Here is a 13,527-nt window from a genome sequence, read left to right on the forward strand (position 1 = left end):
CTTAAGTCCGAGGATTGGAGTAATGAATAGTCTGATTTTAATTTCTCCCGAGCAGGCTTGGGGCTTTCAACCAATTCTTTCGGGTAAATTTTTTCTAGCTGGCGAAATCAAGCATTGGCATTTTTTCCTTATTTTATGCAACACAACCATAAAATTAAGTGTATTTACGGAATTAGCGAGTAATATTTTTTTAGCTGCGGTGCGGCTTTTATCATTTTTTGTAAGGGCATAAAGGGTTTATCTTTAATAATGGACTAGATATTGCTGTTGGTCATTGGACATTTGGCCTAATCTAGCTAGTCCAGCACGCAAAATTTAATTATCTAGAGTGCGCCTGAAGCACATTACCGCGTAAGAGTATCTTGTCAAACCACTTTTTGCGTAAGTTATGACCCGGTTTGATGTACTAAAATACTGCGGGGAACTCTCTGACTGCTGGTTGAAAAACCCGCACTCTCCGTCAAATTCAACCAAATTTCATACTACCTATTAATTGTGAAGTTAAAATGAAGATCGACTGTTGATTTATGAAAAAAAAATAAAAAGATGTTGGTAGGAGTTGTTAGTTAAACTCCTATGTTCCCGGGTAATTGGGAATTGGGAATGGATCCGTTGTACTTCGCGAGTGTTGCAAATTGCTATAACCGGACATTCTCCATACCGAAGGCAGAATCCAGTGTTAAGTGTTTAATTTGGATTTTGATTTTTTTAACTGTATTAATACAAGTTCACAAAACTCTTGCTACAATTATCAATCTGGTATTAATATCGTGTCCGGTTGATTACCATCACAAAAACGGTTTGTAGTGCGGACTTCAGTCCGCAGTATAAAGCGGACTGAAGTCCGCACTACAAACCTTGGTACAATCCATGTGTAGGCTTAATTCTGGGATTTGGTTAGAATTGTATCCCATCAAACCACCACAATCAAATTGGTTGGATGAGGCATTTAGTCCGATGCTGCCAAAGGCTCGGGGTTAATTTAGCTAGCTAGATAATATCACATTTATTGCGATTCATCCCCAGGCGATAGGGGCGCATTCGCAGCAGACAAAGCAGATTGGCGACCTAATTGCTGTTGCCGAATGCGCTCCAAATTCCCCGCCGGAATAGCAGCTATCAGTTGCCGCGTGTAAGCTTGCTGCGGTTGGCGGTAAATGCGCTCGGCTGTGCCAATTTCCTCGATTTTACCTTTGTTCATGACGATCGCGCGATCGCTCATAAACTTGACCACGCTCAAATCGTGAGAAATAAAAATATAAGTCAGTCCAAACTCTGTTTGCAACTCCTTGAGCAAATTTAAAACTTGCGCCTGCACCGATACATCCAATGCAGAAACCGATTCATCGCAAATAATAAACTTAGGATTCAAAGCCAAAGCTCTAGCAATACAAATTCGCTGCCGCTGTCCCCCGGAAAATTCGTGGGGGTAGCGCCGCATAAAATCGGGATTTAAACCCACTCTATCCAACAAATAAGCGGCGCGATCGCGCTTTTCTTTCGGGTTTTTGCCAAAGCTGTGAATCACCATCGGTTCCATCACCGCTTCCCCAACACTCAGGCGCGGATCGAGAGAACTATAAGGGTCTTGAAAGATAATTTGCAAATCGCGCCGCAGCCGGCGCAATTGGCGATCGTACTCTTTTTTGAGCCGATAATTAGCCATCCACTGCCCTCGGGAACTACTTTTGGTAGGAGGGGTAATTTCTTGACCTTCAAAAAACACTTTGCCGCTGGATATCGGAATTAATTGCAGCAATGCTCTCGCTAAAGTTGATTTACCGCAGCCAGATTCGCCGACTAAACCCAAAGTTTCGCCCGGGTAAACCTCAAAAGAAATATCGTTTACCGCCATAAACAAGCGTTTAGTTTCGCCAAACATTCCTTGCACCGGAAAACCGACTCGCAAGTTATTAACAGCTAGCAAAGGCTCGGAAATATTCGGCAGCCGAGGGGGTTTTCCGGTGGGAAAAGTGGAAAGTCCGCCGCTGCTGTCGCCGTCTAAATCGACATTTTTCTCGACAATTACCAATTCGCCGCTAGCATTTGTGGTGACTTCCATAAAATCGGAAACTGTCGGTAAGCGGCGCATTTGGCGTTCGAGAGTTGGGCGGCAAGCTAAGAGACCTTTTGTGTAAGGATGTTGGGGATTGCTGAAAATTTGCTCGATCGCACCGCATTCAACAATTTTACCTCGGTACATCACCGCCACCGTATCGGCAATTTCAGCAATGACGCCTAAATCGTGGGTAATAAAAATCATTGCCATGCCTCTAGAGTCCCGCAACTCGCGCAGCAAAGCTAAGATTGTTGCTTGCACGGTTACGTCTAAGGCCGTTGTCGGTTCGTCAGCAATTAATAAAGTGGGATTGCAAGAAATGGCCATCGCAATCATCACGCGCTGGATTTGACCGCCGGAGAGTTCGTGGGGATAGCGATCGAGCATAGCTTGTTTTTGGCCGTTGACTTGTGGCATGAAATCGCGATCGTCCTGGGCACCTGCTTCTTGCCGCAAAGCCAAACAGCGCTGCCGCAGTTCCTCGTCCCCCGGTAGCAGCTTCACCTCTTGCAATAGCGAAGCAGCTTTGCGCCGCGCTGCTGTCTGGGATATCTTTTGGTGGAGACAAATGGCTTCTGTGAGTTGAAAGCCGATCGTAAAAACGGGATTTAGCGAACTCATCGGCTCTTGAAAAATCGTCGCAATCTGGCTTCCCCGGTAGGTTTGTTTTTCCCTATCCGGCATTTCCAGCAGATTCACAGGCTGCTTGGTAACGCCGTCTGCTGTCGGAGAAAACCAAATTTCGCCCTGGATTTTCGTTAACGAACTTGACAGCAAACCCATAACAGCGAGGGATGTTACCGATTTTCCCGAACCCGACTCTCCGACAATTCCCAGAGTTTGCCCTCGCTTCACCTCAAAGGAAATGCCGTCAACAGCTTTGACTGTTGCGGACGCATTGTCTGCGTCCGCAGATTGAAATTCAACCCGCAGGTTGCGAACTTCTAGGACGGTTTCACTCATGGAAGTCTATGGCAAAAGTTAAAAGGAGATTAAGTGGATTGTAGCAGGGCCTGTTAAAGACAGAAGGCAGCGGGAAACTCTTAAATTTTCAGTTTTAAATTTTAAATTCTTTAACTGATGGTGATTTTCACGCTTAGTAAAAAAAATACAGATGCTACGGTAGGGACACTGCACTCCCTCCGCTACGCTTCGCCCAAGGCGTGTCAACTTAAGGCTGAAACCCTTGAGAAATATGGGTTTTATGCCAAGTCTAGATCCCCCTAAATCCCCCTTAAGAAGGGGGACTTTGAGTAACTTCTTGTCCCCCCCTTCTTAAGGGGGAGTAGGGGGCAAGCTAAGGGGGGATCTAAGTTTAATGGTCAAACAGCCATCTGTGACTGGGTTTGACCTGGTTGTTGACACCAATGTGCACGGCGCGGTGTCCCTACTATATTTCATAGAATTGAAAACTGCCTATAACAACACCCAAAACTCAAAACCCAGAACTACTTAACTGCCGAATGCGGGGGAAGAATTTTCCTCAATAACCGATGACTTGAGTGCCAGCAGGCAGTGCAGTGGTCTCGGAGACCTTTTTAAACACGGTTGCCTGGTCGTTTAAGGAATTCGGTCTTGGCAGTCCGGGATTGGTGCCTTCCACCTGAAGGCGCATTTGACCTTCGGGAGTCAACTCAAAAACAGTCTCAACGGTTTCGGTCTTGTTGAGGCTGACATCCAGGTGCATCGGTTTTGCAGCGAGATTAACTTTATACCTCGTTTCTTTGGCGCAGGGGGCTCCGTCGGGGCATTTACCCATCATGAACAATTTGCCTTCTGGGGCAAAGACGAAGGTGAAAGACTGACCGGAGGGGATTGTACCTTGCCATTGACCTAGAAGTTGCTTGTCGATATTGCTAGCGGCGGGGGCTGCTGCTTCGGCAATTGTTGGTGCTGCTGCGGATGCTGGGCCTTGCGCGCCGTTGAAGCTGCTGGCGAGGATGCCGAAGCAAATGCCACCTGCGATCGCTTTGCCAATCATTTTTGAATTAGACATGAGACCGATCTCAAAATTGGTTGTTTGTTCTGTACACTGTAGCTATAAAACCGTACTTTGTTTAATTTAAATCTCTTTGGGTAAAATAAAATATATTGAGGTAAAATGGCATAAAAACCGCTGCAATTTCGGGAATCTGCCGAAAAAGTCGATTCCAATGTGTTCGAGCGCGATGATTGTGATGGTTCGCCGGTGCGCGATCGATCGCTTTTCTGTAGATGAAAGCAATTGCGCTGTTTTCGCAGCGGCGGATGTCTAAGATTCTGGTTGAGATTCTGGTTGAGATTCTGGTTGAGATTCCGGCGTAGCTTTCTGTTCTTTTCGATCTCGTTTTGTTCGCTCCAATGCCTCTGCGTAAGACCAAGCCACGCTCACAATCAAAGCTTTCCCAATACCGTCCAAATTTTTTTGTACATCGTCGTTATCCGGCGCTTGGGCTTTTGGGTTGCCATCGTTCGTCATATTTTTGTTTTCTCCCGGGCTGGTTTTTCTGGCGACTTTTTGCAATGTGCGATCGATACCCACAAATTATAATTTTTACGAGAAAAAATTGGTTGAAAGCCTCTCCCTTTGAGGGAGAAATTAAAATCAGACTATTCATTATTCCAATTCTCTGACTTAAGGGTAGAGGTCGCTCCTAAACTGTCAGCAGTCAGCAGTCAAAATTCAACTGTCAACTGTCAACTGTCAACTGTCAACTGTTGAATGCACCCTACTTATCTCTGAGGGTATGACCTTGATTACTAGGAATAATATCATAAAAACGCTGATTGGATGAGCTAATCAGAAAGAAACCTTAACTTCGCTGGTCGTTCGCAGCACTGACTCCTGCTGAAACCTGCGCTTGTAATTTTCGATAATTTCCTGAATAGCTCGATTTTTTTCCTGGCTACTTTCATAAATCAAAATAACTATTTTAGAGTTTTCTCGAATCAATATTCCGCCCTGGTTGAGAAACTGCCCGGAACCGTCTAATACAGTTAGCCCTTCCCGAAAACGAGGGGTAATAACTTCCTTGACAAACTCCTGCCATTCTGACTCAGAAATTGTCTCGCCTCCGGGTTTAGTTAAGCCAAAATACAGTTCATCTTTGAGGAAGGTTTTTGGACTGGCGTTAGTATCGGAAGTTTCGGAAATTTGAGCGCGGGCAATTGTCCCCGGACAAATCGGCACGAGCAACAGCAGGCCTGCCAAGCAAAGACTGTTAAGATGTTTGTTCTTCATGTCATTATTTTCTATAAATAAAACAAGTAGTAGGGTGCGCCAGTGCGATAAATCTTTAACTACCGACTATGAGACTATTGGTACTGAGGCACCGCCCGAGCGATCGCACAATACCGATGCTACCGTTCGCGATATAATTTAACATAAAATGTGCAGATTAGTTTGTATAGCCTTTCTTAAAAAGATTCGCGGACGTAGTTGGGCTTCAGCCCTCTTTGTTTATTATTATATAAGCTGTCAGTCATACCTCATCTTTCTGAAAACCTCTATACTGCGGACTTAAGTCCGCACTACAAACCTTTTTTGTGATGGCGATCGATCGCAAATGATACCAGTCAACTAGCTTTTTCAAGCACAAATATCACCTTAACAGCAGCCAAATACTTATACCTCTTACTACAGTCATAACTTAGTTAAAAGCAGAAATAGTATTTTTCAGCACAGGGTTAGACTATTTTCAATCGATCGTGTTATACAGGCCAAATTTTCATTTCAAGCGATCGCCAGTTTTGACATCAAACCAGTGCAGCAACTGAGCCGGAAAAACCAGCTCGACAATTTCGGAACTCCATTGGCGGTCATTTGGGAGCAAAGCGCGCACCGTTACTGACTCCAAACCTTTAACTCGGACGCTAACTAAATTTTGCATTCCCAAGTTTTCTACTAAATAAACCTCACCTTTAATTGCCTCTGGATCTGGCTTCTTCCTGGCCTCTACATCTGCAAAGCTGAGGTGTTCCGGGCGAATTCCCAAGACAATCTCTGGTGGGACTGTCGGCAGATTTGGTAGCGGAACTCCAGAATCGCCCAACATCGCAAAATTTCCCTGGCATTTAAGCACTAGCAAATTCATTTGCGGGCTGCCTACAAAACCCGCTACAAACTGATTTGCCGGACGGTTATAAATTAAGTGTGGCGGGTCTAATTGCTGGATGCTGCCGCTGTTGAGAACTGCGACTTTTGTAGAAAGTGTCATTGCTTCGGTTTGGTCGTGGGTAACGTACACTACAGGGGCTTTTTGGGATGAAAACAATTGTTTGAGTTCTGCCCTCACTTTTTCTCGCAATAAGGCGTCGAGATTGCTTAAAGGTTCGTCGAGCAAAAATACTGCTGGTTGGCGCACTAAGGCGCGTCCGAGGGCTACTCGCTGCCGCTGTCCGCCTGATAGTTTACCCGGTTTGCGATCGACTAATTCGGTCAATCCGAGGGATGCTGCAACTTCTGTCACTAAGCGATCGATTTCGCTGTCGGATATTTTTCGGAGTTTGAGGCTGGATGCCATATTGTCGTACACTGTCATGTGCGGATACAGCGCGTAACTTTGAAAAACCATTGCAATATCCCGATCGCCCGGTCTGAGATATGTCACATCGCGATCGCCAATTCTAATCTCGCCTCTAGTCGGCTGTTCCAACCCTGCAATCAACCGCAGCGTGGTAGATTTGCCACACCCGGAGGGCCCCAGCAAGGTCAGAAATTCGCCCTCGCTGACATCTAAGCTAATGTCTTTTACTGGTACAACTTTGGGGCTGTAGGTTTTATTGAGGTTTTTTAGTTGCAGTTTTGCCATGATTTTTTATTGGTTATTGGTTATTGGTTATTGGTTATTGGTTATTCGTCACTAGGAATCAACTTAGGAATGATAATTAAATAACTTACAATCTTTATTGTTCTTGTGGAATGGGCGTCCCGCCCGTTCTTTCTGGACGGGCGGGACGCCCATTCCACAAACTTGTGTAAATTATTTAATTCGCGATCCTTAACTATTTGACTGTTTTATTGACAAATTCACCACTCAAAACTCTCCTTACTATCCCTTGACAGCCCCGGCTGTTAAACCCTGAACGATGCGCCGTTGGAACACCAAAACCAGCAAAACCAAGGGTAAGGTTCCTAAAACTGTGGCTGCTGCGATCGGGCCGTAGGGAATCTCAAAGACTGATGCACCGCTGAGTTGAGCCGTGGCGACGGGAATTGTTTTTAGAGATTCGCGAGTCATAAATGTCAGTGCGAAAATAAACTCGTTCCAAGCTGAAATAAATGTCAAAATTCCGGTTGTGACTAAGGCGGGAAATGTCATCGGTAGCACGATTTGCCACAGCATTTGAAAGGTGTTGTAACCGTCAACTTTAGCTGCATCTTCTAAATCTTTTGGCAGTTGCTGAAAGAAACTCCGCATTACCAAAATTGTCAGCGGCAGATTGATGGCGGTGTAAGGGATAATTAAGGCTAAATAATTATTTCCTAAATCCAAAGCTTTGACTATTTCCAACAGTCCTAAAAATAACAACACCGCCGGAAATAGCGTCACAATTGTCACACTTGCCAGAATAATTCTCTCGCCCCACAGCCGCAATCTGGCTAATGCGTAAGCTGCGGGAGCACCTACTGCTAAACACAGCAGTGTGGAAGTAATGGAAACAAAAGCGCTATTTAAAATGTAAAGTGCAAACGGACGGCGCTGGAATAAGGACAGGTAATGATCGAAGGTAATTCGTGCGGGAATGTAGACGTTGGGAATTGCTGAGATATCGCCGTTTACTTTGAATGATGTCAGCACCTGCCAGATGATGGGTGCGAGGAAATAGGCGACAATTAATATCGCTGATAGGGGCAAGATTAATTGCCGGATGTTAAAGGGTTTTGTGGTAGGTTGTTCGCGGGCGATCGACATAGTTTATACCAATGAAAGGAACGTTTCATTCAGTTGACAGTTGACAGTTGACAGTTGACAGCTACCTCTACCTGGAAGGAAGAAGATTGAAGCAATGAATAGTCTGATTTTAATTTCTCCCTCAACGTATCTGATTCATTAACTACCACCAACCTAAAATCCCCAATCCCAAATCTAAACTTGAGTGGTGCGGGCTCTCGATAATAGGTAACTGGCGATCGCAACTGCGGCCACTAACAGCAAAAAAGTACACACCACCAAAGCCGCCCCGTACCCAAAGTCTAAATACCTCATCACCGTGCTGTAAATGTAGATAGAAACCGTCTCAGTCGCCCCAGCCGGCCCCCCTCCCGTCATCACCTGAATCAAGTCAAAAATGCCGAAAGCTTGGGCAAATCGAAACAGCAAAGCAATCACAATTTGGGGCATCAGCAGCGGCAAGGTAATTTGACGGAAACTCTGCCAACTACTGGCGCCGTCAATGGCGTGGGCTTCATACAAATCACCGGAAATCGATTGCAATCCCGCTAACAAAAGCAGACTGACAAACGGCGTAGTTTTCCAAACATCGGCTGTAATCACTGCCATCATTGCCAAAGTCGGATCTCCCAACCAGCTAATGCTCTTTTGAATCAATCCCAAGCGCAGTAAAATGTCGTTAATTACGCCGTATTGATCGTTAAAAATCCACGCCCAAGCTACACCCATCAATGCAGTAGGTAGCGCCCAAGGCAGCAGGGAAATTGTCCGCACAATGCCGCGCCCCGTGAAAGATTGATTTAAGACTAAGGCAATGCCCATGCCGAGAATTAATTCCAGCACAACAGAGGCAAAAGTAAAGACTGTGGTGTTGCTTAAAGTTTGCCAGAAACGCCCGTCGCCTAACATTCGACTGTAGTTAGCAAAGCCGGAAAAAACCAGTTTCAATTCAGTACCGAGGTTTTGGGTGAATAAACTCAGCCAAAACGCGCGCAAGATTGGGTAAGCAAATACTAGCAGCAGAATTATCAATGCTGGTGCTACTAATATCCATCCGGTTCTTTGTTCGCGCTGTCGCATCTTGTCTGATTGCATATTTTTTAGCCCTAATTTATCCCTCATTTACGGCTTTAGGACTGTCAACTGTCAACTGTCAACTGTCAACTGTCAACTGTTCAAGAAGCTTTTGGTTGTTTCAAACTTCCTAATAAATTGCGAGTTTCGCTAGCCGCCGCTTTCATTGCTTGTTCCGCAGTCATTCTCCCAGTAAAAGCTGAACTCAAATAGCGCTGCAAAATATCAGAAGCTTGAGCGTATTGTGCAATGGGCGGGCGCAAGGCTGGGCGTTCCACTACTTTTAAAAGTTGCGGGTAGTGGGGATATTTGGCGACTATTTCTTTGTCGGTAAATAGGGATTTGTAACTGGGAATTAAACCTGTTTCTAAAATAAATTTGCGCTGGGTTGCCTCGCTGGTGAGGTATTTAATTGCTTTCCAGGCTTGTTCTGGATGTTTTGATGTTTTGGATATTCCCCAGCCCCAGCCGCCCAAGCAAGAACCGCCTGTTTTACCGATACTGCTGAGCATTGGCTCGATCGCAATTTTGCCTCTCACTTTAGATCCCTCGGCATTTGCTAGCTTCCAAACATAGGGCCAGTTTCGCAAAAACAGCGCTTTGCCGTTTTGAAACAACAGCCTGGTTTCTTCTTCGCCGTAGGTAGTAACACCCGCTGGAGAGATGCCGGAGGCGATCGTATTTTTGAGAAATTCCACTGCTTTAATGGCCTCGGGTTTATCTAACCCAACTTCAAAAGTTTGAGGATTAGCCCAGAAGCCGCCGAAACCCGAGAGCACTTCGACAAACATCGCAGATACTCCCTCATATTGTTTACCTTGCCACAGATAACCCCAAGTTGCTTTTCCTTGTTGCTGTAAGTTTTGAGAGATTTTTACCATCTCTTCAAAATTTTTCGGTGCTGGAATTCCGGCTTGTTTTAAAATGTCTTTGCGGTAATAAAGCATTCCGGCATCCGAAGCGTGGGGAATTCGGTAAAGTTTGCCCCGATACCTTCCGCCTTCAACGTTACCGGGGATGAATTTTGCAAGTTGTTCGGGGGGAATTTTGTCGGTTAAATCCCTTACCCAACCTGCGGCGGCAAATTTGGGAACCCAAACGATATCCATGTTGATGATGTCGTAGGGCGATTCGCCTAAAAGAAAGGCAGATGTGTAAAGATTTTCTACGAGATTTGTGTCAAAGGGGCCTTCGACGAGGTTGATGCGAATATCGCGGTTTTTCTGTTCAAATTCTTTGACAAACGGTTTCCAGTTGGCAATGTCTTGGCCTTGCATTAACATGGTGAGCACAACTGGCTGCTGAGTCAGTGCGGGCAGAATAAATAACAGCAAGACGGCTGCTAATGTGACAGCGAATAAGGCTACAAGACGGGGGCGCTTTTGCCTTCGCTGGGGCGGGGAATTTATTTTGGGCATTGGCTTTTGAGATATGACTGTGCGATCGCCTTACTGATCTCATAACTCGCTTTCTTTCGTTTCGCGGGATTTACCGAGTTTGTGCAATGAAAATTTAAGTAAACTTTAGCTTACTTAATAATTGTTGAGTGAAAATTACAAATTTTGAGGTCACGAGTTCGATCGCAAGTTAAGTCAACATCTATCTACAGGCAGATGTTGAGATGAGTGTCTAATATCGTTGACGCTAGCATTGATATGATTCAATCGTTGGGGCGGTGCGTGAGTCATAGTCTCGAAGTGTGGATGTAAAGATTTCTCGCCCTCACGCACCCTACCAAGAAATCATTGGGAGCATCTCAGTTTTGCAAGAAGCATTTTTTATGGTAGTGCGAGCGTCCCCGCTCGCGTGCTTGTACAAGCACGCGAGCGGGGACGCTCGCACTGTAAATGCAAAACTGAGATGCTCCCTAAATCATTCTTCTTCCCTCGGAATTCTTCCTGATGACCAATGACTAATGACTAATAACGTTCGCGAGCGGGACGCTCGCACTAATGACTAATGACTAATGACTTCACAGACAAAAAACACCGCTCCTCAAAATAGGAGAACGGTGTATAGGGGGTGTTATGGGTTGTTGTCTGAAACTAACCCTAACAAATCGCCATTTGCTCCGGGTAGGCCTTGTGATGGTTAAAAAATTGGCACAAACCCAAACACCTACCGGGATCGCGATCGACATTTACGATTAGCCCAACCATTCCACAACAGAATCTTCCTTAGTGTTGGTGCGACGTTCAGGGGTTTCGCGCTCGAATTTCATGTGGACAGCGCGGTTTTGTTCGCCGTCTGCTGCTACTGCAAAAATCGGATAGTCGATCAAGCCGTCTTGGAAAGACATCTGGAAGCGGAAAGTGCCGTCAGCATTCAGTTTGATTGGCTGTCCGCCTACGTAGACGGTAGCATCGGGTTCGGTGGCGCCGTAGACGATCAGTTCGGCATCAGCAACTAACCAGAACTGGCGGGGGCGCATCGGGGCGGCAAAGCCAACTCCCGACATACCGACACCGGAGGACATACCGAAACCGGACATGGTGAGGCCGGACATACCCACACCTGACGCAGTGAGGCCGGACATACCCACACCTGACGCAGTGAGGCCGGACATACCCACACCTGACGCAGTGAGGGCAGACATACCCACACCTGATGCAGTGAGGGCAGACATTCCTGCCCCAGCCCACATTCCAACACCGGAGGGGAATACGTAGGAACTCAAAGCTTGTTCGTGGATTGCGGATTGCTGGATCGAACCTGCAACGTGCTGCATGGAACCGAACATCGAACCTGCTACGCGCATCGATTCTGCCGATTCTGCCATGCCGAAGATTTGTTGGTAGATGGCGTTGCCGGTGCTGTAACCGACGCCGTTGGTTGCTTGTGCGATTTTCTTGGCCGGGGGAACCAGTTCGGCGAAGGTTTGGCCGCGCAAGTCTTCTTCCCAGTCGAGGGTGATGAATTGGTCTTCAATCCAGTCGCTGGGATAGATGGGTGGGACTCGGACTTCTGCCGATCGCGCCAACACCAACCAACGGCCGTCTGCACAGCGGTAGCCAATGTCGATCGCATAATCGCGATCGCTTACGGGGATTGGCACGTACCATTCCCGCGCCAGTTCGTCGCAGGGATATTCTTGAATGCTGTGGGGGCTTTGGATGTCGAGGTTAACATCTGTAACGTCGTAGATCCGCAGGGCGAGTTGCTGTCCGCCTTGGCGGCGCATTTCTTGTTTGCGATCGTTCGGGATATCCCAGTAGGTGTAAGCCCATTCTGGATCGCGGGGCATCAAAACAACCCGGCTTTCGCCGTAACCGTTGGGCAAATCTGCTAAACCTTCATCTACAGACGCCAAAGAACCGCCTGTTCTATCTTCTTGACCTAGTTCAAACTTTGCTGCTTCCACTGCTTCTTGTGCCTCTAGTTTGCGAGATGGACTGTATGAAAACTTGTTGCGCTGAATTTCTTGAATTGATGCCAGAAGTTGCGATTTCCGCATCCGGCTGTAGCGAGAGACTCCACATTCGCTAGCAACTCTGCGGAGTTGTCGCAAAGTCATCTCTTCTAATGGTGGGCGTTCTTTTGCCATGAGTTTGTTCTCCACTAATTTGGATGGCGGGTTAGATTTTTCGATTCAACACTAATGTGTTGATTTTTTGAGTTAGAAACTCTTTTAAATACAATTACGATCGAGCTTCTGAATCTCTCCAACCTTTGAAGCCTTGCTGGTTTTTACCTTGTCTTGTCCCCAATTGCGATCGGGGTTTTTGACTTATTGGCTTCTGCGCGCACCGTCCGATCTAAATAAAGCTTTATCTATCGATTCTTGATTGACAAGATCGATTTTGCGAGTGCGATCGGTGCTGCTAGCAACGCTGTGCCGGCAGCACACGCGCTATCTGACTCCCAAAGTTGCTCAATCAAAGCATTTCTTTGGGATCGCTTTGTCATGACTTAATGTTGCAGACAACTCCCGGTCTGGTCAAGGGGTCTTTTGCCTTAATCATGGGTACTTATACGCATTTTCGGGGATTCGGGGATCAATATGTCAGGGAATATTGATATTTTAGAGCGTCAGGGGATCGATGTTCGGACAAATATCAGGGTTTGATGACATATTCTGGGACGGGGCTGGTGATGGGTTTGGAGGGTTTGGTGGGTGAGGGCGGCCAGAAACCGGGTTTCTACGAGATTTTACGCATCCTCACGAGATATTCGTGAGAAACCCGGTTTCTAAATCCCGCGCGCAAACTTACGATCTCCATCCATCTGCTCAACCTCAGCAATAATTTCCTTCACTATCTCCGCATCGGGCGATCGCAAATGCTGTAAAATCTTCAAAGATTGCTGTAAATAATTCAAAGCTTGGTCAAAATCTCCCTGCGCTGCTAACAACTGTCCAAGCATTGCGAAAGTAGCAGTTTTCCCTTGAACATCGCCAATTTTTTCCTTAAGTTCGAGAGATTGTTGATAAAATGCGATCGCCTTTTCTACATCCCCTTGATTGGCATAGATTATTGCTAGACAGTGCAAAGTAGCAGCTTTCCCTTGAACATCGCCAATTTT

General features: G+C 46.3%; 14 protein-coding genes. 4 read left to right on the forward strand and 10 right to left on the reverse strand.

What is annotated here, in order from left to right:
* The first annotated feature begins 22 nt into the window (after window positions 1-22).
* Window positions 23-232: a hypothetical protein gene (locus JGK14_RS13560; RefSeq protein WP_293182595.1), complete on the forward strand. Its 210-nt coding sequence runs from the start codon at window positions 23-25 to the stop codon at window positions 230-232.
* A 774-nt stretch (window positions 233-1,006) separates the two neighbouring features.
* Here the strand turns inward: JGK14_RS13560 and JGK14_RS13565 are convergent.
* Window positions 1,007-3,022 (reverse strand): ABC transporter ATP-binding protein, encoded by a 2,016-nt coding sequence (locus JGK14_RS13565; protein WP_293229317.1) that lies wholly within the window; start codon window positions 3,020-3,022, stop codon window positions 1,007-1,009.
* A 520-nt stretch (window positions 3,023-3,542) separates the two neighbouring features.
* Window positions 3,543-4,055, reverse strand: a complete 513-nt coding sequence (locus JGK14_RS13570; protein WP_293190424.1) for a hypothetical protein — start codon at window positions 4,053-4,055, stop codon at window positions 3,543-3,545.
* 76 nt (window positions 4,056-4,131) lie between these two features.
* Here JGK14_RS13570 and JGK14_RS13575 point away from each other — a divergent pair, with 76 nt between their 5' ends.
* Complete coding sequence (locus JGK14_RS13575) at window positions 4,132-4,314, forward strand: hypothetical protein (RefSeq protein ID WP_293182589.1); 183 nt, start codon at window positions 4,132-4,134, stop codon at window positions 4,312-4,314.
* On the opposite strand, the gene JGK14_RS13580 is transcribed toward JGK14_RS13575, so the two are convergent.
* Window positions 4,311-4,580 carry a hypothetical protein gene (locus JGK14_RS13580; protein WP_293182587.1) on the reverse strand — a complete coding sequence of 90 codons (270 nt, stop codon included), beginning with the start codon at window positions 4,578-4,580 and terminating at the stop codon, window positions 4,311-4,313. The two genes, JGK14_RS13575 and JGK14_RS13580, sit on opposite strands and share 4 nt — an antisense overlap.
* A 258-nt stretch (window positions 4,581-4,838) precedes the next feature.
* The gene (locus tag JGK14_RS13585; RefSeq protein ID WP_293182585.1) at window positions 4,839-5,279 is read right to left on the reverse strand and encodes a DUF3574 domain-containing protein; all 441 of its coding nucleotides are present in this window, start codon (window positions 5,277-5,279) and stop codon (window positions 4,839-4,841) included.
* On the opposite strand from JGK14_RS13585, the gene JGK14_RS13590 reads away from it, so the two are divergent.
* Window positions 5,278-5,421, forward strand: coding sequence for a hypothetical protein (locus JGK14_RS13590; RefSeq protein ID WP_325315176.1), 144 nt, complete (start codon window positions 5,278-5,280; stop codon window positions 5,419-5,421). The two genes, JGK14_RS13585 and JGK14_RS13590, sit on opposite strands and share 2 nt — an antisense overlap.
* 345 nt (window positions 5,422-5,766) lie before the next feature.
* On the opposite strand, the gene JGK14_RS13595 is transcribed toward JGK14_RS13590, so the two are convergent.
* The 5 genes from JGK14_RS13595 to JGK14_RS13615 all read right to left on the reverse strand — a co-directional run bounded on the left by JGK14_RS13595 (window position 5,767) and on the right by JGK14_RS13615 (window position 12,550).
* Window positions 5,767-6,849, reverse strand: a complete 1,083-nt coding sequence (locus tag JGK14_RS13595; protein WP_293269756.1) for an ABC transporter ATP-binding protein — start codon at window positions 6,847-6,849, stop codon at window positions 5,767-5,769.
* Window positions 6,850-7,089: 240 nt separating this feature from the next.
* Window positions 7,090-7,953, reverse strand: a complete 864-nt coding sequence (locus tag JGK14_RS13600; RefSeq protein ID WP_293182581.1) for a carbohydrate ABC transporter permease — start codon at window positions 7,951-7,953, stop codon at window positions 7,090-7,092.
* Window positions 7,954-8,127: 174 nt separating this feature from the next.
* Window positions 8,128-9,027: a carbohydrate ABC transporter permease gene (locus tag JGK14_RS13605; RefSeq protein ID WP_293182579.1), complete on the reverse strand. Its 900-nt coding sequence runs from the start codon at window positions 9,025-9,027 to the stop codon at window positions 8,128-8,130.
* Window positions 9,028-9,107: 80 nt separating this feature from the next.
* A complete protein-coding gene (locus tag JGK14_RS13610) occupies window positions 9,108-10,424 on the reverse strand; it encodes an ABC transporter substrate-binding protein (protein WP_325315177.1) in 1,317 nt (438 codons plus the stop codon).
* Window positions 10,425-11,152: 728 nt separating this feature from the next.
* Window positions 11,153-12,550 carry a DUF4912 domain-containing protein gene (locus JGK14_RS13615; RefSeq protein WP_325315178.1) on the reverse strand — a complete coding sequence of 466 codons (1,398 nt, stop codon included), beginning with the start codon at window positions 12,548-12,550 and terminating at the stop codon, window positions 11,153-11,155.
* Between the two features lie 237 nt (window positions 12,551-12,787).
* Here JGK14_RS13615 and JGK14_RS13620 point away from each other — a divergent pair, with 237 nt between their 5' ends.
* A complete protein-coding gene (locus JGK14_RS13620; protein WP_325315179.1) occupies window positions 12,788-12,919 on the forward strand; it encodes a hypothetical protein in 132 nt (43 codons plus the stop codon).
* A gap of 275 nt (window positions 12,920-13,194) precedes the next feature.
* Here JGK14_RS13620 and JGK14_RS13625 read toward each other — a convergent pair.
* On the reverse strand, window positions 13,195-13,527 hold a 333-nt coding region (locus JGK14_RS13625), incomplete at its 5' end, for a tetratricopeptide repeat protein (protein ID WP_325315180.1).

Origin of the sequence: Microcoleus sp. PH2017_28_MFU_U_A, from assembly GCF_020738035.1 — a bacterium.
Classification (GTDB): Bacteria; Cyanobacteriota; Cyanobacteriia; order Cyanobacteriales; family Microcoleaceae; genus Microcoleus.